Consider the following 20,077-nt stretch of genomic DNA (forward strand, 5'->3'; position numbering starts at 1 on the left):
TCTAGAACACCGGGACTACAGAACGCGGGCAACAACTCGGGCAACCGATGAATCGGCGCCGATGTGCAGGGGCAGTGCAATCACTTCAAAGCTTGCGGAGGCGGGCAGTCTGCCAAGATTGGTGAGATTTTCAGCGATAAGAATGCCGCTTCGAAACAGCAGCTTATGAACATGGAACGGGTACTTGTCGGGCGAAGGTGTGTCGAGGCCCACCATCTTCACCTGCTTGCGCACAAGCAGCTCGGCCAGCTTCTCCGTCAGCACGGGATAATCCGTAAAATATTCCTCCTGCCCAAAGCGTCTGCTGTAGCCGGTATGAAACAGCACGATCACATGCTCGGGGATGGCCTCTTCGTATTCCGCCTTATAATCAATGACCGCTTCCCCTGTTACATCCAGCACGCAGCCTGCGCCAATGAAAGTATCAAGCGGGAAATCACTCAGCCGTTTATCCGTATCAAGCAGGTGCATAGGCCCGTCTATATGGGTTCCGGCATGCATATTGACCGACAGCTGATGATTCGTATAATGGTCCTTGCTCAGATGCCTGGTCTGACGAAATTCAGTCCGGTTGTCCCCCGGGTAAACAGGCATATCATCCTGAATGAGATGAGTTAAGTCAATCAGCATCGTTGTTACTCTCCTCCTGCGGTCCTGCCGCGGCAAATCTAACCGTCTGCCAGGACCACTCTGTCTGTGTATAAGCTTCATGAATACCTGTTTCGCAAATCAGTTCCTTAGTGACGAATTTATAGCGCAAGCTTGCGGTAAAATTGGCTGTGAAAGGGAATGGGGTCACGGCAATGTCCTCCTGGTTCAGCCAGACAGCAGACAGCTGCCCTTTGCCGTCCGGACTGAAGGGCTCCGAGCCCGCAAAGCCTGACCGATACCACGGATGCTCGTGCTTCTTATCAGCACCCGCCTCGTTCAGACAAACGTATAAGGACAGGTCGTCACATAACTGCAGCATGCGAAAGTGACTCTCCACCATCCTGCTGTCCAACGGGGACAGCTGCGCCCTTAGCCTCTCCTGCCTTCTGGTCTCATGCTCATAAAAGGCGAGGCAAAATTCGTCTTCCGTATTGTGAAAGACCCGGAAGGAAGCATAGTGCAGGCTGCACAACAGGGCCGCATAAGGATTCATCTGTTCAATCTGGTCGATCCCATAGCGGTAGAGAACGACCTTCGGCTGCAGCGGATAATCAAGAAAAGAATAGGGCGCCCTATTCTTATCGTTCCAGATCGGTACGCTGTCCAGCGCAATCCAGCTTCTGTCATGCTCCGTTATGGCCGCTAGCACATCTTCTGTAAACGCTTGATTCATAATGTATGCTGGCCGGAAATGCCGCGCAATCTGCCCTGACAATTGACCGTGGTCATGCTGGGCAATCAGTATAAAACCGTGGTTCGTCTCCCGAATAATCACAGACACACCCCCTTGGTTACTGACAAGAACTTCTATTTTTAAGATAACACAGATTGTCAAACTAAGCGCGGCATACAGGCAGGAAGCTTCTATATAAAAAAAGATCGCTATGGTGTATGCACCCATAACGATTCGTATTTTCCAAGTAGGGATTTACAGCTGTGTACTGCTGCCAGGGCTGTGGCCGAGAAGCGCTTGTATTAATGTTATGCTGTAGGTTTCCTGTTCAAGAACCCGCTCCAGCCTGGATAGAACGCGTTCTTCATACGTACTGTTGTAATCCGAGAGATAAGATTTAAATATAAGGTTGGCAATAACCATCCAGCTCTGCTCTGCAGCTGCATAAGCATCAGCTAAGCGCTGCTCTCCCACAGAAACCAAGTACCGTTGTAAGTGATATCGGGTATGAGAAACCTCTCGAAGCTCATCAGCAAAACGTTTCAGGAGCTTTGACCGTAAGGCCGGATCCCCGATTTGCCCGATTTCGCGGATAATGTCCTGTGTGACACTGACTGCCGGCAGCCCTCTCACTGAACCCGGAATGGAAGGCATGTCCTGGTCCAGCATAGCTTTTACATTATCAAGGAGTACTTGCTCCAAAGCTATAGGCACATTCACCGTCTGGTTATGGAGATTGCGCGGCCGAAGGTAATGGGTGTGCAGCTGCCCTCCCAACAAACTCCCCATGGAATACTCGATAACTTGGCTCATCTCTTGCAGGGATAGCATTCCATGACAGTTATAATAGTGATCGCAATATTCGAATTCCTTATTCTTGTAGCCAATCAATTCAATACAATGATTCGCGTGCAGCTGTTCCTTGTAAGGGCTAAATGGAAGATAGTAGAGATCGGCTTCCATGATCACCGATTGATTCTCGTCCAGGTATTCCAGAATCGCAGCCTTATAATCCTCCTTGTTGTTCCATCTGCCCGTTTCAAGGTTCATATAGGTCCGTTCCCTTATAACTTGGTCAATATCCTTATAGTAAGGATTAATTACAACTCCGTCATCTATTTTGGTTACGAGATATCCAGACTGCGTGAACAGGGGAACCGTATCCGCATTCTTTCGGAGAAGTGCCGCTGCTACACATACATGAAAACAATTAAAGCGTGTTTCGCTATATAATGTAAAATCCATTTCATTCCCCTCCCAGCACTTCATGCCTTGCTCCTTCACTGCTATGACGCTTTTGGAATGCTCTAATATAAGAAGGAGAGACAAGCAATATGCTTATCTCCCCCGTCCCATGGATGGTGTTAAGCTTATGCCATCGCTTTGCTAAATCCTCCGCCTGATCCTATTCCTCCGCCCCAGCCTCCATCATATAGCGAATTCATTTGGAGTCTGTCTTTTTCAAGAGAAGGAGCGGCTGTCTTGGCTGCAGTCTGGCTGTTGATCCAGGAGAACGAGGCTTGCGCTGCCCCTGTGTCAGTTACGGAATAGGATGTCATACCTGCCGTGGACGAAGCCGCAGCAGGCAGTGCTTGTCCAACTACAGGAGATGCGAGTACAGCTGTAGCAACCACAACAGAATACACCACTTTTTTCATACAAAAATCAACCTCCTCATTGTAATATACAGCTTAGACCGAAACACATGAACAGAACCAGGCGACGGCGTAATACGGCTGGATTTGACGCAGTTGGGCTATCCTCCCTCCTGTAATAGGGTGGCCTGGCCTGCCCATTCATCTTCTCATATTGACACTATAGTCACTCTGCTTATTGCAGGGATGTCTGCCGCTTAATTACTCCATAATTCCCGAGTCGGACTGCCTGTCAGCGCGCTGCCTCTCTTCAATTGTTATCGCGAATATATGCATGCAGAGATTATCCGCCAGTTTCATTCCGTCAACCGCGCAGGGCAGTTCAACGGCCACGGCTTCATACCAGAGTATCGGCTTGTACTGCGGCAAAGGTCCTCCATTGCTGTGCAGACAGCTCATTGTAATAGCTGCTCTGTTGGTCGCGAAAGGGGTCTGCGGGATAAAGTAGGATAAACGCAGCGGCTCCTCATGAATCCATTCCCGATGTCTAAGCAGCGCGAGGGGCTCCATCATATTGCCGTCGTTGCTTGCCCCCAGGACATGGATCACCGCAAGCTCGGATTCCGGAAATTCAATGATTTGCCCTTCGGGCACCACATTATCGAAGTCCCCCCCTCTGCCCATTAAGAATGGAACATCATCCACAACAAACACTTCACCCAGCGGCAGCTCTTCTGCCGGAAAAGAGCAGCCCGATGCGTTAATCTCTCCTTTATCCCGTTTGTCGATGGTCGTTATCCCCCGATTATTCATGCAGCCGGTCAAATCGAGACATTTAAACTGGCGCAATGCCGACACCCCTCTCCGTCCGTTGGAGTCTGTTCACTAATAGATAGTCTTACTGTAACCTCTGTACGGGTGGTGTTTCTCGTCGTATCTTGATCTCTCGTCTGCAGTAAAACGCGGAAGTGTCTGACAACACAAAAATAGAGCCCTGATAGAGATGGGCTCCATTCTGTAAAGCTTATGCTTGCCAGTCCGTAATCCTCTGGAACGACGGCTTGGGCTCATGCTTCTCGTCGAATACGAACGGCCAGTTCTTGCGTCCCCGTACCGGAAAATCATCCAGCCACGTATAGTCATCCGCGGCACCCCAGAAGGTCACGGCTGTGATTACGTCCCTGTATTCGCGCAGCATACGGAATACCGCGTCGTAACGCTCGGCCTGCTTCTCCTCCATTTCGGCCGTCGGCCTCACAAGATCAGTGCGCCTGTCTTCGAAATCAAAGACCGAAATGTCCAGCTCTGTAATCTGCACCTGCAGCCCAAGCGAGGCATAGCCTTCGATAGCTGCCCGAATCTCATCCAGGCCCGGGCCGTTCAAATTCCAGTGGCCCTGCATGCCCATGCCGTGCACCGGTACGTCCTTCTCCTTCAAGGAGCGGAGCAGACGAATGATTTTGTCCCGTTTAACCGGGTCGGACTCGTTGTAGTCGTTATAGAAGAGTATCGCTGCAGGGTCCGCCTCATGGGCGTAGCGGAAGGCCTCCGCGATGAAATCCTCGCCCGCAATATCCAGCCACGGCGAACTGCGCAGCCAGATATCGCTCTTATCCTCGATGACCTCGTTGACGACATCCCAGGCATATGCGCGTCCCTTGTAGCGGCCGACAACTGTATCAATATGGGATTTCATCCTCGACAGCAGCAGCTCCCGGTCAGCCGGCTGTCCGTCCCTGCCCTCAAACACCCATTGCGGTGTCTGATTATGCCAGACAAGCGTGTGCCCGCGCAGCTTCATGCTATGCTCATCGGCAAACGCCGCAATCCGGTCCGCTGCTTCGAACGTATAGCGTCCCTCTTCCGGCTGCAGCCGTTCAAACTTCATATCGTTCTCGGCCGTGATGCTGTTGTAATGCCGCGAGAGCACCCCTTGCTGTGATTCAATCGTCTTCAGGTTAACTGCCGCACCGATGTCAAAATAATCCCGGTACCGTGCGCCAAGCGACGGCACATTCGTTACTGCTTTATCCGCTTCAGCCAATGTCTGCACCCCTCACCCATAAAATAATTCCTGATCCATACTGCTGTTGTCTGTCTGCCCGTCCATCTGCCCGCCTGCCGTGCTGACGGTACAGGGCTAGTAAATCAGCCGTCCATGCTCATCCGGAATGCCGGACTTGCGGTAGAAGTAAGTATTGATTACATCACGCCACTGCCGGGCATTATCCAGCTGCATCTGCAGCCGCTCACTAATCTGCGCATGACGCTCGGCATCCACCTGTCCCTCCAGCTGCCGCCAGTCACCGATCCATTTCTCCACCTGCTCCACTCCGGCAAAATGCGTGTCATAAATATGCTGAATAACCGTCTTGCCGGATTTCAGAACATGCGTGTAAGGGACATGATGGAAGAACAGCAGCAGCTCATCCGGACAGCTCTCCAGCTGCTCGTAGCGCTGCCCCACCTCAGGCCGATACTGCGCTGTATACCCCGTGCCTGTCGCCTGCGTCCGGTCCACGCCGATTCCGTCCCGGTCGGCAAAATGATACGTGCCCCACTTGGAATATTCGTAACCGTCCACGTCAACGCCATAGTGATAATGCGGCGTCACCATCCAGCCGACGCCGAGCGGCGCTGTATAGTGCTCATAGGTATGCCAGGACTCATGCAGTATCCGAGTAATAACGGCTCCTGCCGGGTCTTCTTCACTCACACCAAAGGTCATCATCAGCCACTCGGAAGCAATCTCCTCGGCGGACAGCTCCGGATTCCATATCAGCCGCCCGTAACCGTACAGATTCGCGGCTGCCAAGTGATGCCCCGTCCAGTTCGAATCATCCCCGATGCTGGTCACCGCCGTAATGCCGCTGTACCTGTAAGGATGAACCTCTCCTGCTGCAATCCGTTTCACTGTGCTTCCCTCACCGCTGCAGCGGGTGTCAAAGTCCAGCACCCCCTTCCACTGCGGCACCAGGTAGCACACATCCCGCTGCTGGCCGGTGTATTCCTGCGTAATCTGAAACTCGACCATCTGGTTCGTACGCTCCATCGCGCCGATCAGCGGCGATACCGGCTCGCGCACCTGAAAGTCCATTGGTCCGTTCTTGATCTGCAAAATAACATTATCCTTAAACCTGCCGTCCAGCGGCTTGAAATGATCATAAGCCGCGCGCGCGCGGTCCGTTGACCGGTCCCGCCAGTCCTGATGGCAGTTGTAGACGAAGCACCGCCAAAGCACCAGCCCGCCGAACGGCTCCAGCGCTTCAGCCAGCATGTTCGCTCCGTCCGCATGGTCACGCCCGTATGTAAAAGGACCCGGCCGGTTCTCCGAATCGGCCTTGACGACCACCCCGCCAAAGTCTGGGATATGGTGGTAGATATCTGTCATCTTGCTCCGCCACCAGGCCCGTACCGATTCATCCAGCGGATCGGCTGTCGGAAGACCGCCAAGCTGCATAGGACTGCTGTAATTAATGCTGAGGTACAGCGTGATCCCATAAGCTCGGAAAACATCCGCAATACGGGCCACCTGCGGCAGGTAGCGCTCGGTGATCAGCAGCGTCTCCAGCTCATGCACATTAACGTTATTAATGGCTATGCCGTTAATGCCCACAGAGGCCATCAGACGGGCATAGTCAGTGATACGCTTCGAATCCGCAAGCACCTCGCCGTCCCGGAAGAAAATCGACCGTCCGGCATAGCCCCGTTCAATGCTTCCGTCCATATTGTCCCAATGGTTGATCATCCGCAGCCTGCACGCCGGATTCTCCATTATATTCAGGCTTGCAAGATCAGCGCCCGTCCGGAGCAGACGGAGCAAATGAAAGACGCCATACAGGGCACCCCGTTCATCTCCTCCCGCCACAATGATGCATGGCTGGTCCTTATCTCCCGAACGGGTACGAATCCGGTAGCCTTCGGCACGGACACCATCAGCCAGCACCTCATCAATGACGGACGAGCTCCCGGCTGTCCCGACCAGCACACAGCCACCCGCCTGCTCTGTCTCTGCAACGATTGAGGGCTGCCATCCAAGCAGCGCTTCCAATCCGTTAACAAGCTCCTGAACTGCCGTCTCCAGAGGCCCATAGCCCGTTGCAGCACCGGTAACGGCAATCCGTTTCAGCCAGCTGCGGTAACGCTCTGCTGTCAGGCGGGCGGCTGTGCCCGCATCTCCGCCGCCCAGCCAAGCTTTATAACCTAATCCAGTCACCGTCATCTGATTACCTCCCTATATTCGCTGACAAACCTCAGGCCTTCCGACGCAGCAGCATCGGAAGGCCATGAAGCAGGCCGGACGATTTCGTTAATCCCCCAGGCATGCTGTCTGATTAAGTTAAGCATTAGCCCTTTACGCCGCCAACCGTCATTCCCTTCACAAAATACTTCTGCAGGAACGGATACACCATGATGATCGGAAGGCTTGCGATGATTGTCATCGTAGCCCGGATTGATGTTGGCGTCACCATGGTCTGCCCGCTCTGGCCGGCTGCGAACTGATCCGCCGCAGTCATAGAGTTGGCTGCCGTGTTCGAGGTAGAAAGAATCTTCATCAGCTCATACTGCAGGGTACTCAAGTCTAGGCGTGATGAGTTATACAGGAACACATCAAACCATGAGTTCCATTGGCCGACCGCCACGAACAACGATATGGTAGCAAGCGCTGGAACCGTCAGCGGTAGAACAATCCGGACGAAGGTTGTAAACTCCCCTGCCCCATCGATTTTGGCCGATTCCAGAATTCCATCCGGCAGCCCCTCGATAAAGGAGCGCACAACGATCATATTGAACACACCGATGATGCCGGGGAAAATATACACCCAGAACGAGTTGATCAAGTCAAGCTCCCGGATCAGCAGGTAAGTCGGAATCAGCCCGCCGCTGAAATACATCGTAAATACAAAGGCAATCGTGACGAACTTCCGCAGCACGAACTCCTGGCGGCTGACCGTGTAGGCCAGCATGGCCGTACAGAATACCGAGATGATGGTCCCTAGAATGGTACGAAACGCCGAAATCAGCGTCGCATGATAGATGGATGATTCATTGAAAATATACGCATAATTCTCCCATGTCCATTCCCTCGGCCATAGATAAATGCCGCCGCGGATTGAATCATTCGCATTATTGAAGGACAGGGCAAACATATTAATGAACGGGTACAGCGTTACAACGACGAGTACAAGCATGAAGATAATATTGCACGTGTCGAAAATTTTGTCGGACCAGCTGTTGTACCGTTTCCGGGACGAACTCAAATCACTCATCGCATAGCCTCCTTACAGGTTAGAATCTGGCTGTGCCGGCCGCTCCGGCCGGCAGCTTCCAGACGGGAGATCACGCTTAGAACAGCCTGCTCTCTCCCATCCGCTTCGCAATATAGTTGGCCGACAGCAGGAAGACGAAGCTGACAACCGTCTTGAATATGCCCGCAGCGGTTGCGAGTGAATAGTTGCCCAGATTCATCCCGTATTTCAGCACGAATATATCAAGGTTGTCGGAATAATCGACCGTCATACCGTTGCCAAGCAGGTATTGCGGCTCGAATCCCGCCTCCAGAATATGCCCAAGGTTCATGATCAGCAAAATGATGATTACCGGCTTCAGGCCTGGAAGCGTAATGTGCAGGATACGCTGGAAACGGCTTGCACCGTCAATTTCGGCAGCTTCATACTGTGACGGATCAATGGTTGTAATGGCCGCAAGATAGACGATGGTGTTCCAGCCAACATCCTTCCATACCTCGGAAGCGCCCAGAATGCCCCAGAAATATTCACCCTTGCCGAGCCATAGAATCGGCTGATCAATCAGATTTAATTTGGTAAGCAGAATGTTTACAATGCCTTCCGGCGCCAGCGCAGTCGAGATAATGCTCGCTGCTACGACCCAGGAAATAAAATGCGGCAGATAACTGATGGTCTGTACAAACCTTTTAAATACAAGATTTCGCAGCTCGTTAAGCAGGATGGCCAGCGTGATGGCCGTAAAGAATCCAAGCACGAGCTTAATCGAGCTCATGACAAGTGTGTTGCGAAGAACCTGGTAGAAGGTGTCGTCCTGAAACAGAAATTTAAAGTTCGTCCAGCCTACCCATTCCTGATCACTGAAATCCTTGGCAGGTCTGTACTTCTGAAACGCGATTGTCCAGCCCCACAGGGGCACATACTTGAATAGAAATAACCACAGCAGGAATGGTACCGACATCAGCACCAGCATACGCTGCTGAACCAGCCTTTTGAAAAATAACCGCAGGCCGGTATCCTGTTTCGCCGGCTGCTTAACCGGTGCAGGTGCCGTATTCATTGCAGTTCTCTCCATCTGGGAGTTCTCCTTTCCCTTTAAGCCTTACTCCATCCAAATGGCGGGAGGCCGGAATGCTGTTGCATATCCGGCCTCCCGTAACCATAGCCGCAGCCCGGAACGGCCGTGCCGTTCCTCTTACTTTAGCTGCGATACCCGGCGTGATGCCGAATTACCAGTTGCCTGCTGCACGATCCTGTACAATCTTCGTAACAAATTCCTCATAGCCCTTGTAGTCGAGCTTCTGGAATTCTCCTACATATTCATTCCAGATGGCTTCAAACTCGCCCGGTGCCGCCAAAATCAGGCGAGGCAGGTATTTCTTCTGCAGGTCGCTTGCCTTCTGGCCGAAGATTTGCTCCGGTGTACCCTGCCCTTTATTAATACTCCATGCAGGGAACCATGGGCGCTCATCAGGCTCCGAGAAGTAACCGGAGAACGTTTTTGCCCCGAACGCTTCAAGGATTTTCTTGTCGCCTTCCGTATAGTCTGCTGCCGCAACCTCAGGCTGATTGCCCACTGCGTATGCATTGCCGTTCGCCAGAACAGAGGCACTGCCGTAACGAGGCCAGCTGTACTCAAAATATTGGAAGCCGTAGGAACGCTTGAAATCAGGATCATTGCGGTCTCGCAGCTGCTGCTCATTCATGTAGTAACGTCCGTTCTCATCAACACTGTATGTCTCACCCTCGACGCCCCACTGAACCAGGATTTGGTTCTCTTCCTTCAACAGGTTATCGAAGTATTGAATGATCCGGACCGGATCCTTCGCACTGACCGAAATACCGATACCGCGGTTATTGACGAATGCCGGCGGGTCAATGTACTGATCCTTGATACCCTCATCAAACACGATCGGCAGCGGCGCATAGCGCTTCTCGTCAATGCCCGCAAGCTTCAGGTTGTTCGTTGCATCGCCAACCTGCCAAGCGTAGTTAAAGTAACCCAGCACACGGCCCGATGTCAGCTTGGCCAGATACTGGTCCTTGTTCATGACGAAGGATTCGGCATCGAACAGGCCTTCCGCATTGATTTCATTCAGCTTCTTCATCCAGCGCTTCTCATGCTCCCCAGCCTGATAGACCTTCGCTTCCTGCGTCTCCATATCGACAATGACGTCACCGTCATTCGGATATCCAGCCAAATGCATCGCCGGGTTGGACAGCGTGAAGAAATTATCCGACACACCCGCGAACGATACGAAGCCGATTGTCTCCTTGCCGTCCACCTTAGGATACTTCTCCTTATACTGCTTGATCAGATCGAAATACTCATCCAGCGTCTTGATTTTCGGATAGTTGAATTCCTTCAGCACCGACCGCTGAATCCAGAATGCTCCTTGCCCGATGCCCGGTTCCGGAATATACCCGATGTCAGCCGAGTAGGGCAGATGATAGATCTTTCCGTCTGCTTGACGGAATTTATCCATGTATGGCCCATAAACCCGCTTAATGTTTGGCCCATGCTCTTCAATCAGTTCATCCAGCTCTATAAATGAGCCTGCATCCAGCAGCTTATCGATTTCACCGCCCGCATCAATAATATCCGGGTAGTCTCCGCTTGCAATCATTACGCCTGACTTGGTTTTGCTGTCCCCGACCAGAAATTCCATCTTCCAGTCAACACCTGTCTGCTCCTGCAGCTTCTTACCGATGACGGTATCGCTTGCCAAAACATCCTTGCCACTTGCAAAGCTGTAATACGTATAGGTGACTGGGTCCTTGCTGCCATCATTCGATCCAGTAGCATCTGAAGTTGAGCTGCCACTATTACTTCCTGGAGGGCTATTGTCCCCTGCCCCGTTGCTGCAGCCGATCATAGTAACTGCAAGCACTGCTGCTAGCGCGGTGCCGAGCCATTTTCTCTTCCTCATCTCTTGATCTGCCCCTTTCAAAAATCGCTTCTATAATGTAAGCACTTTCATTATAGAATGAAAACGATTACTTGATTACCCGTCAAACTTTAGCTCCTACTTTGAAAAGCATAGTTAAAACAGATCCTCCAACAAAACCCATTAAGTCGGCTCCCTGAGCGGCAGCCGGATTTCAACGGTCGTTCCGCTGCCCAGCTCGCTCTCTATGCGAAAATCAAACGACTCCTTGAAGCACAGCTTAAGCCGGTAGTACGCGTTCTTCATTCCGACATGGTCACCCATCTGATCATCGCGCTGTAAGTATTCAAGCACCTCGGCCAGCTTCTTCTCCGTCATGCCGAGACCGTTGTCCCTGAGCCTGAATACCAGCATGCCTTCCGCAATGCCAATCTGCAGCGTAATCAATCCTATACCCGGCGAGCCTTCGATCCCGTGAATGCTGGCATTCTCCACGAAGGACAGGAACACCATCTTCGGGATATGCTGTTCCCGGACCGCGTCCTCAACCGTTAGCTGATACTCCAGCTTGTCGCCAAACCGGTATTTCTGTATTTCAAGGAAGCATTCGATCAGCTCCAGCTCTTCCTGTACCGTCACCCAATCCCGGCTCCACGATATCGATTTCCGGAAAATTTTGGCCATATGGTGCACGATTTTTGCTGTCTCGGACTCCCCCTTGATCAAGCTCCTCATTCGGATTGTCTCCAGGGCGTTAAACAAAAAGTGCGGATTGATCTGGCTGTGCAGAGCGTGGAGCTGTGCCTGCCTCTGCTTGATCTCCAGGTCCTTCTTCTGAATATCTGCCACATAGACATCATTAATCAAACTATTGATGGTCTCGGTCATCCGGTTGAAGGCAAATGTCAGCTGTCCGATTTCATCCTTGGAATCCTCCTCGGGTATCGTCTCGAAATGCTGATGCTTGACCCGCTTCATATACCGTAGAATCCGGACCAGCCGTACGTGAATCGACCTCGAGATGCCGGCGATAATCAGTGAAGGAAGCAGGAAGTTAATACAGGCCAGGTATATCACGAAGGTACCTGATTTATAGACATCCTCCAGCATAACCCGCTCGTCCATCAGACCATGCAGACTCCACCCGTTAAGGTAATTGTTATTGACATACACCTTCGTAAACTCGATGGACTTATCCGGCACCTTAACCTCCCGCAGCTCCGTGCTGCCGCTGTGCCAATCGACATCCTTATCATTCGTATAGTAAACGGTACCATCCTGACCAGTGAAATACAGTTTCCCTTGGAAGCTTGTATTCTCAAACAGCTGGCGGATCGTGTCCATGTTCAGTTCGATTCGAATAAAGCTGGTATAGACACCTGCCTTCTTGAACTCCAGCCGCTGCATCATGCTGAATAAACCACCACTCTGAATCAGTACCGGGTGTGAAGCTGTTTTGCGGGAAAACATCTTGTACCACTCCGTGTCCTTCACAAGTGGAGTCAGCGGCTGGAATGGCCCAGAGGCCATAATAGTCGGATTATCCGTATAGATCATAGTACCGCGGATTGTCTTGTAGGCATTCTCAGATTTATTAAACACAGCCCGCAGCTGTGTGTTATAAGCCTCCACATATTCAAATTCAGATGTGAAGGTACGATCCAAATTATCATTTAAGATCGGATCAATGTAATACAGGTACGAAATGCCAGCCGCCTCGTCGATCACAGCCCTCAGCTCCCGCTGCAGCTGTTCGATTGCAATATCCGCATCGCGGGTTTTCTGGTTCTTGATATTGCTTGTCGTAACCTGATAGAAGATTACATTCGTTAGTACAATCGGGATAAATACCGACAGCATGTACATCAGCAGCAGCTTATCCCGCAGCTTGACATGATTAAGACTGAACTTTTTAAAATTGAACCTGCCCATCTGTAACCGCCACCTGTTCCTGTTCTAGGGTTTGCCTGTTCTGCCCCGCAGCTTATTGCGGTAGTCCGTTGGTGTCATATGCTCCAGCTTCTCGAATTGAGTGACAAAATAATCCGCATTGGCAAAGCCTACCTTCTCGGCAATCTCGTACATGCGCAGGTCAGTCTGACGCAGCAGCTGCTTCGCTTCCTTCACCCGCAGCCCCAGAAGGAAGTCGTTGAAATATACGCCATACGTCTTTCGGAACAGCTGCCCGAGATACACCGGATTCATATAGAATATCGAGGCGATTGATTTGAGATTCAGGTTTTCCCTGTAATTCGCTTCAATATATTTGCGGATCTTCTCGATGCCGCCCTTGGCCTGCTCCCCGCGAAGCCGCAAGATCAATCCGGCCGCTTCCGCGGCAAACGCCGTCATCAGCTGCCTCAGCCCTTCCAGCCGAACATGTCTGCTCTGCCAGTCCAGCATAGCCGGAAGGGATTGCAGCTCGTTCTCATCTCCGTCCATCTTGCGGATGATGTTAATCACCCCAATCACGCAGCGGGTAATGGCATTGGTGACCGCATTTGGCGCAAAACGCTGCTCCCGGAAAACCGCAAACAGCTTGTCAATGGATGCTGTATAAGCCTTCTCGTCATTCTCCTCCAGCTGCTCCAGCAGCGAGGCATACAGCTCCTGCGCCATGTCGAAATAATACAGCGGTGTGCCCCGGACATCGTCGATCAGGATGATATCCCTCCCATCCTCGGCAAATTCATAGGACAGCGCCTCGTTGGCGCTCTGGTAAGACTCCTTCACATCCTGAAGCCGGTTCACCGTCTGGCCGACATACAAGGTCACAGCGGCATCCTTAACCTTGGACAATGCCCACCGAAGCGACTGATAGACAGACATGGCCGACAGGTCGCCCTGCTCAGCGGCAAGCCTGCGCAGATCCAGCAGCACGCCGTACATGCCGGGGCTCTGCTCGTACATCGGTATGCGGCTGTCAGAACGGTCCGCCAGCGGCTGCAGGGCGCATACAACATCCTTCGCCGACCATTCCGGCGCCTGATCGGGCACTGCCGGGTGCAGCTCCGCAAGCACATAGACAAACCGGGACTCCTGAGGCAGCCCGATCGCAGCTGCATACTGGCTTATATCGCGCTCCTGGCAGCTGCCGTGGAGGAGCGCCTCCATAATGGAGGCGGTTACATGACTGCCGCCAGCCAGGGTGGCGAGCTTGCGCATGCCCAAGACACTGGCTAGCTTGCGCAGCGTAGCGGTGAGCTCTTCCTCGTCAATCGGCTTCAGGATATAATCATTCACCCCGTAACGGAGCGCCTGCTGGGCGTACTTGAAGTCGTGGTAACCGCTTACGATAATGAAAGCCGGATTCCACTGGCGCTGATTCACTACAGCCGCAATCAGGCCGAGACCATCCAGTACAGGCATCCGGATATCGGTCACCACGAGATCCGGCTGGCATTCATCCATTAAGGCCAGCGCCTCTTCACCATTGTCCGCCTCCCCGCATATTTCATAGCCAAGCGCTTCCCAATCAATCAGATTCAACAGTCCTTTTCGGACAAACATCTCGTCGTCCACCAGCAGTACTTTATACATGGCTTCTCCTCCCCGCTCGCCTTCATTATAAAATATGTTCGCACTGGGCACAGCACCAATAATTGGTTATTTCATGGCAAAGACCGCTGTCCGGCATTCAGCCGGCAACGGTCTTGATTTAGTCACCCACAACAGTCTTTAGTTAGTCAGTTGAACAGCCCCGAATTTCGCCGTACTCCGGTAGGAATCGCCTGTCGGATCATTCCAGATCCTTACGGTATCCCGTTTGCCATCCCCATCTTCATCATTGTTGACTTGAAGATCGAAGCCGATCACCCGGCATGGCTTGGAATCAGGCAGCTTGATCGCCGCCTCCACCACATAGCCGCCCTCGACAAGCTTGACTGCCGACTGAATCTGTTCCTCCGCAGCATTCCCGCCGAAGGAACGAACGTTCTGGAAGTTAATGCGGAACTGGCCATCATCCGGCTCATATTCACTGCTCTTACCGTTGTTTGCGTCGAGGAAAATTTCTACCGAGTCCTGCTCGTGTGCATTCGCGCCCGCATCGCTGAGCAGCCGGTCATTGACCTTGGCCAGCACGTATAGATAATTCTCATCCCACATGACCTTGACCTTCGCAGCAGCGCCGCCTGTTCCCTGCACCTGGACATCCGTCGACAGCTCAGACGCTTTGCTCCACCCTTTGTCCTCAGCACCGTCAATCACAGGCTTGCCTTTGACCGCCTTATGAATCGATACAGCCTTGACCAGCTTAAGCTCGCCGAACCGGGATGTATCCAGCTGCTGATTGCCGGTCGTATCGCTCCAGGACATTTGCGCCCCGGTCGTATCCGCATCCGTAATCCGGATATCGAAGCCTTTGAGCCCGTTTTCCATCGCTGCGGTAATTGGGATTGAGGCTTCAAGCCGGTAGCCGCCGGAGCGCTCCTTCACATTGTAGAACACGCCGGAGACGGATTTCCTGGAACGGGGCAGCGTATAATGCTTGTCGTCCGCCTCATAAACCGCCGTTCGGCCGTTGTTATCATCCAAGAACAGCTCCACCCGGTCATTCGGATTACGCGTGCTGTCGTTCACATCCGCCAGAACATAGAGCCTCTTGGCATCCCACAACGTTTTGAACGAAGCGCTGATCGTCCCCGAACTGAGGAGGACAGCCTTCTGCGCCTGCCAGAGCAGCTCCTCCTTCTGATCCACCTTGGCGGTTCCAAAGGCGGCGTCATGGCTTTCGTAACGGGCAGGAAGTCTCGATGGATCAACGATGGCCCAGAATGCCGGCTTGGACTGCAGCTGCTCGTCGAAGAGAAGCGGCAGATCAAGACGGGCGATCGGGAAGTTTTTGAGCCACGTGTTGTCATCTGCCATCCCCCAGAATATAACAGAGCTGATATAAGGCTTCAGCCGGATGAACTCCTGCATCAGCTCACCGTACCGGTAGCCCTGCTGCAGCAGCAGCTCCTCCGGAACCGTCTCGTATTTATCCGTATCGTTGCTGTAGACCGACACATCAAGCTCGGTAATCTGATTGTCGAGGCCCAGCTTGCCGAACATCTCGATCGAATCCGTAATCTGCTTCAGTGATGGTGAATCAATGCGGATATGGGTCTGGTGCCCAACGCCATCGACCGGAACACCATCCGCCAGCAGCTCCTTAACCAGATTGTACAAGTCCTGCGCCTTGCGCGGGGAATGCGTATTATAGTCGTTAATGTACAGCAGCGTGCCTTCCGGCGCATACTTGCGGGCATAGCGGAATGCTTCCTTGATATAATCTACTCCGCAGATCTGATACCACTTGCTGCTTCGCAGTCCGCTGGAATCCGAGATAACCTCATTCACGACATCATAGGCATACACATCTGTGCCAAAATGCTCGACGACCGTCTTGATATGCGTCTCCATCCGCTTCAGCAGCAGCTCCTTGTTCGCCTGCCGCTTCACTGGATCGGTCTCACCCACCATCTCCTTGCCTTCCGGGTCCTTGAAGAACCAGTCCGGCGTCTGGCTGTGCCACACAAGCGTATGCCCGCGGACTGACATGCCGTTCGCCTTAGCGAATTCTACAATCGCATCCGCACGCTCGAAGGTGAATATGCCTTCCTGCTTCTGCAGGTAATCCGGCTTCATCACATTGCCCGCTACGACAGTGTTGAAGTGCTTCTTCAGCAGCTCGCCATGCTGTCCCTCAAGCTCGAACGGCTCAAGCGCGGCACCGATACCATATTTGAACTGCCCGGCCAGCGCTTCATGCAGGGATGGGATATCCTGCTCAATGCCAACTGGCGGGATATAGGCAAGCGTGAAATCATCCAGGTAAAAGGACGATGCGCCGCTTCCTGATTCCACGTAGACCGACAATGAATCCGCCTTATTCCGCAGCTGATAATCGCCAGTCAGTCTCACCCACTCCCCTGAAGTTACAGGTGTATTGCCAACTACGGTGTCATAGCTGTTCGTCCCCTCGTAGCCCCGCTGGATACTGAGCCTAAGGTCAGCCGGGCTCTCGCCAGGAGCAAGCTTGACCCATACCGACAGCTTGTATTTGCTCTGCTCATGCATCTTGCCGGATAGGCTGAGGCTTGGACCTGAGTAGGTCTCGGTTCGTCCTGTTGTCAGCAGGCTGTAGGTTCCGCTCTTCGCATCGGCATCCGACACTGTGAGGGTTTCACTGCCCATACGAGGCGACCAGCCCTGGGCGGTGCCATCCTCAAAGCCGGTTGCGATGCCGGACTGATCGGCCGGCGGCTGCACGGCAGCGCGAATGACCACATCGTCCAAGAGAATAACATCCTGTTCCCCTGAGCTCTCCACATAGAGTGTCAAGCCATCCATTGTCGTACTGTATGAATAGGTGCCCTTTAGCTGCACCCAGCCGTTATCCGTTATGGCAGCCGACACAATATTCGGGTAAGCGGTCGTCCCGCCCGCCGGGTCCTCCTGCATGGTCAGCTTCACGGTGCTGGCCGCTGCGCCTGCCGCCTTCTCGGGCAGCTTGACGGAAGCGGATATTTCATAGGACGCTCCGGGCTGCAGCAGACTCTTCACATTCAGACTTGGCCCATTCCAGGCTGCCGTTCGTCCTGTCGTCTTCAGGCTGTATTCACCAGAGACTGCGCTCTCGCTTGTAGCACTGAGCGTCACGCCGCCGCGCGGGCTCCAGCCCTGAACCGTGCCGTCATCGAAGTTATAGGTGAGCGCCTCCCCTTCAGCCGCCTTCACCTCTGAAGCCAGCTGTCCGCCCATCGGCAGCAGCAGACTCACGAGCAGCAGACCCGCTGCCGCTGTCTGCAGCACCTTGGATCTTAACATTACACAACCCCCTTTTAAGGAATGGAATGATGCAGCGATTCCATGCCGTGCCTGTGCTTGCTTAAGATACAGCCTGGCCTATATAATTTGGAATCGCTTACATTTACAATTGTATGCGTTCCCCCTGGTCCGCCCTACCCTATAATCTTTACAATTTACTTTGAAGATTATAGGAATTCCTGCTGGTTTATAGATGGACAGGCAACCGCTGCTCATGCAACCTCACGTTGAATTCAGCAGTCCTTATAAATTCGCTAACGAATCTCACAATCGCTATTAGCCTTCAAATGGCCGATTCTCTCCTGTTACGAATCTGAGCGTCGCTAATGTCCTAATTATTCAAGGAAATTGGCGAAAACTGCTTAATTGGACGGCTGAGATTCGTTACAGTTGATCAAACTGCGAATTTGGAGTATTAACGTGTGTGAGATTCGTTAGCCTTGCAGACCAATGACCCGAGCTATAATTACTGCTTCTCCCATATGAATAAGATCATACGGCATTGAATCAAAAGTCAGAAATGGCGGCGCAGGGATCGTTTCTGATATGCTCCCCATACGGTAGACAGGTGAAAAATAAAAACCTGTTTACTGTATAGGGAGCATTTTTCATGCCTAGAAATAAACTGAACGCTTTAGAAAAATTGGCAATCCTTCAAGAGATCGAAGCTGGTCATATTGGAGTGAGGGCAACTGTTAAGAAGTATGGCATTGCCATGTCTACGCTTGCGAATTGGCAACGTCGTTATCGGTTGTATGGTACTGAGGGACTAGAGGTCCGTAAACACAACCGTAGTTATTCCGAAGAGCTGAAGCATCAAGCGGTTAAGGATTACTTGGAGGGGAAATTGTCACAGAACCAAGTCATCGATAAGTACGGGATCGCTTGTCGAGCGCTGCTCTTCAATTGGATTAAGAAGTATACTGGTCATAGCAGCTTAAAAGCCTGTACAGGGGGAACAACAGCTATGACCAAGGGACGTAAGACAACATGGCAAGAGAGGATCGACATCGTCCTATATTGCCTTGCGAATGGACAAGACTACACGAAGACAGCAATGCAATTCCAGGTTTCTTACCAGCAAGTATACGGATGGGTGAGAAAGTATGCAGAAGGCGGACAGGATGCTTTACAGGATGGTAGAGGGCGTGCCAAGGCGCCTGAAGAGTTAACGGAAGTCGATGAACAAAAGTACGCGATGAAGAAACTGGAGTACGAAATCGAGCGACTCCGGGCGGAGAATGCTTTCTTAAAAAAGTTACAGGAGTTCGAAAGGAGGTGTCCCTAAGCCAACATCGGCAAGAGAACATCTACCTTGCCATTCAAGCTGTCCAGCGCACAGAGTCAATGACCATACAGCTTTTATGCGGCGTTGCTGGGATTCCGAGGTCGAGCTATTACAAGTGGCTTAATCGAACACCTAGCTCACGTGAGCTGGAGAATAGAAAGCTGACAGAGATGATGATGTCCATGTACGAGAAAGTTGAGGGCACCTTTGGTTACCGGCAATTAACGTTACATATGCGCCGAGAATGGCAACATCCGATTAATCATAAGCGAGTGCAAAGACTGATGAGGATTAAGAGAATCCAGTCCGTCATCCGCAGAAAGAAAAAGAAGTATGAGCGTTCTACGCCGCAGCAGGTAGCTGAGAACGTGCTTAACCGCAAGTTCCAAGCGGAAGCGCCGAATGAAAAGTGGGTTACAGATGTCACGGAGTTTAAGTATGGCAATAGCCAGAAGGCTTATTTAAGTGCCATCCTCGATCTTCATGATAAATCGATTGTTTCTTATGTACTTGGTCACTCGAATAATAATCCTCTCGTCTTTCAAACGTTGGATTTGGCTTTACAGGCAGCCCCTAATAGCAAGCCTTTAATTCATAGCGACCGTGGCTACCAGTACACGTCACTGAGGTTCAAAGAAATGCTGGACAAGGCTAATATGACGCAGAGTATGTCCCGAGTGGGCCGTTGCATTGATAACGGTCCGATGGAGTCTTTCTGGGGAACCCTAAAATGTGAGAAGTATTATTTGCATACCTACCGCACATATGAGGAACTAAAGAAGGATATCGATGACTACATTCACTTTTACAATAATGAACGGTTACAGGCAAAACTAAACGGCCTCAGCCCCATAGAATTCAGGACGAAGGCCGTTTAACTAACTTTTATTTTTTGTACTGTCTACTTGACGGGGTGCAGTTCA

At 52.0% G+C, this 20,077-nt stretch carries 14 protein-coding genes; 1 reads left to right on the forward strand and 13 read right to left on the reverse strand.

Annotation, left to right across the window (positions count from 1 at the left end):
• Positions 1 to 15 precede the first annotated feature (15 nt).
• The 13 genes from DNH61_RS18965 to DNH61_RS19025 all read right to left on the reverse strand — a co-directional run bounded on the left by DNH61_RS18965 (position 16) and on the right by DNH61_RS19025 (position 17,866).
• Entirely contained in the window at positions 16 to 630 is a 615-nt protein-coding gene (locus tag DNH61_RS18965; RefSeq protein WP_111148286.1) for a cyclase family protein, read from the reverse strand.
• Positions 620 to 1,426: a DUF3891 family protein gene (locus tag DNH61_RS18970; protein WP_245948252.1), complete on the reverse strand. Its 807-nt coding sequence runs from the start codon at positions 1,424 to 1,426 to the stop codon at positions 620 to 622. Before DNH61_RS18970 ends, DNH61_RS18965 begins: the two co-directional genes overlap by 11 nt.
• A 153-nt stretch (positions 1,427 to 1,579) precedes the next feature.
• On the reverse strand, positions 1,580 to 2,569 hold the full coding sequence (locus DNH61_RS18975; protein ID WP_181438783.1) for a BtrH N-terminal domain-containing protein: 990 nt from the start codon (positions 2,567 to 2,569) through the stop codon (positions 1,580 to 1,582).
• Positions 2,570 to 2,694: 125 nt separating this feature from the next.
• Entirely contained in the window at positions 2,695 to 2,982 is a 288-nt protein-coding gene (locus tag DNH61_RS18980; protein ID WP_111148292.1) for a hypothetical protein, read from the reverse strand.
• A gap of 198 nt (positions 2,983 to 3,180) precedes the next feature.
• Positions 3,181 to 3,768 (reverse strand): hypothetical protein, encoded by a 588-nt coding sequence (locus DNH61_RS18985; protein ID WP_111148294.1) that lies wholly within the window; start codon positions 3,766 to 3,768, stop codon positions 3,181 to 3,183.
• Positions 3,769 to 3,943: 175 nt separating this feature from the next.
• Entirely contained in the window at positions 3,944 to 4,963 is a 1,020-nt protein-coding gene (locus DNH61_RS18990; protein WP_111148296.1) for an endo-1,4-beta-xylanase, read from the reverse strand.
• 96 nt (positions 4,964 to 5,059) lie between these two features.
• A complete protein-coding gene (locus DNH61_RS18995) occupies positions 5,060 to 7,141 on the reverse strand; it encodes an alpha-glucuronidase family glycosyl hydrolase (protein WP_111148298.1) in 2,082 nt (693 codons plus the stop codon).
• Between the two features lie 124 nt (positions 7,142 to 7,265).
• Positions 7,266 to 8,189 (reverse strand): carbohydrate ABC transporter permease, encoded by a 924-nt coding sequence (locus DNH61_RS19000; RefSeq protein ID WP_111148300.1) that lies wholly within the window; start codon positions 8,187 to 8,189, stop codon positions 7,266 to 7,268.
• A gap of 76 nt (positions 8,190 to 8,265) precedes the next feature.
• Positions 8,266 to 9,225 (reverse strand): ABC transporter permease, encoded by a 960-nt coding sequence (locus tag DNH61_RS19005; RefSeq protein ID WP_425452279.1) that lies wholly within the window; start codon positions 9,223 to 9,225, stop codon positions 8,266 to 8,268.
• A gap of 169 nt (positions 9,226 to 9,394) precedes the next feature.
• A complete protein-coding gene (locus DNH61_RS19010; protein ID WP_111148304.1) occupies positions 9,395 to 11,095 on the reverse strand; it encodes an ABC transporter substrate-binding protein in 1,701 nt (566 codons plus the stop codon).
• A gap of 141 nt (positions 11,096 to 11,236) precedes the next feature.
• On the reverse strand, positions 11,237 to 12,985 hold the full coding sequence (locus tag DNH61_RS19015; protein WP_111148306.1) for a sensor histidine kinase: 1,749 nt from the start codon (positions 12,983 to 12,985) through the stop codon (positions 11,237 to 11,239).
• 24 nt (positions 12,986 to 13,009) lie between these two features.
• On the reverse strand, positions 13,010 to 14,593 hold the full coding sequence (locus DNH61_RS19020; protein WP_111148308.1) for a response regulator transcription factor: 1,584 nt from the start codon (positions 14,591 to 14,593) through the stop codon (positions 13,010 to 13,012).
• 138 nt (positions 14,594 to 14,731) lie between these two features.
• Positions 14,732 to 17,866, reverse strand: a complete 3,135-nt coding sequence (locus tag DNH61_RS19025) for an endo-1,4-beta-xylanase (protein WP_111148310.1) — start codon at positions 17,864 to 17,866, stop codon at positions 14,732 to 14,734.
• Between the two features lie 610 nt (positions 17,867 to 18,476).
• Here DNH61_RS19025 and DNH61_RS19030 point away from each other — a divergent pair.
• Positions 18,477 to 20,032 (forward strand): IS3 family transposase gene (locus DNH61_RS19030; RefSeq protein ID WP_111145361.1). Its coding sequence is split into 2 segments (ribosomal slippage): positions 18,477 to 19,107 and positions 19,107 to 20,032, totalling 1,557 coding nucleotides; the frame shifts between segments, so codons are not numbered across the junction.
• Positions 20,033 to 20,077 lie beyond the last annotated feature (45 nt).

This window comes from Paenibacillus sambharensis (assembly GCF_003233845.1).
GTDB lineage: Bacteria > Bacillota > Bacilli > Paenibacillales > Paenibacillaceae > Paenibacillus_I > Paenibacillus_I sambharensis.

What these genes read in the sequence shown, in the direction of transcription:
- DNH61_RS19015 (WP_111148306.1), bottom strand. Translation starts at nt 12,985, where the DNA reads ATGGGCAGGTTCAATTTTAAAAAGTTCAGTCTTAATCATGTCAAGCTG.
- DNH61_RS18980 (WP_111148292.1), bottom strand. Translation starts at nt 2,982, where the DNA reads ATGAAAAAAGTGGTGTATTCTGTTGTGGTTGCTACAGCTGTACTCGCA.
- DNH61_RS19010 (WP_111148304.1), bottom strand. Translation starts at nt 11,095, where the DNA reads ATGAGGAAGAGAAAATGGCTCGGCACCGCGCTAGCAGCAGTGCTTGCA.
- DNH61_RS18975 (WP_181438783.1), bottom strand. Translation starts at nt 2,569, where the DNA reads ATGGATTTTACATTATATAGCGAAACACGCTTTAATTGTTTTCATGTA.
- DNH61_RS18965 (WP_111148286.1), bottom strand. Translation starts at nt 630, where the DNA reads ATGCTGATTGACTTAACTCATCTCATTCAGGATGATATGCCTGTTTAC.
- DNH61_RS19025 (WP_111148310.1), bottom strand. Translation starts at nt 17,866, where the DNA reads ATGTTAAGATCCAAGGTGCTGCAGACAGCGGCAGCGGGTCTGCTGCTC.
- DNH61_RS19005 (WP_425452279.1), bottom strand. Translation starts at nt 9,225, where the DNA reads ATGAATACGGCACCTGCACCGGTTAAGCAGCCGGCGAAACAGGATACC.
- DNH61_RS19000 (WP_111148300.1), bottom strand. Translation starts at nt 8,189, where the DNA reads ATGAGTGATTTGAGTTCGTCCCGGAAACGGTACAACAGCTGGTCCGAC.
- DNH61_RS19020 (WP_111148308.1), bottom strand. Translation starts at nt 14,593, where the DNA reads ATGTATAAAGTACTGCTGGTGGACGACGAGATGTTTGTCCGAAAAGGA.
- DNH61_RS18995 (WP_111148298.1), bottom strand. Translation starts at nt 7,141, where the DNA reads ATGACGGTGACTGGATTAGGTTATAAAGCTTGGCTGGGCGGCGGAGAT.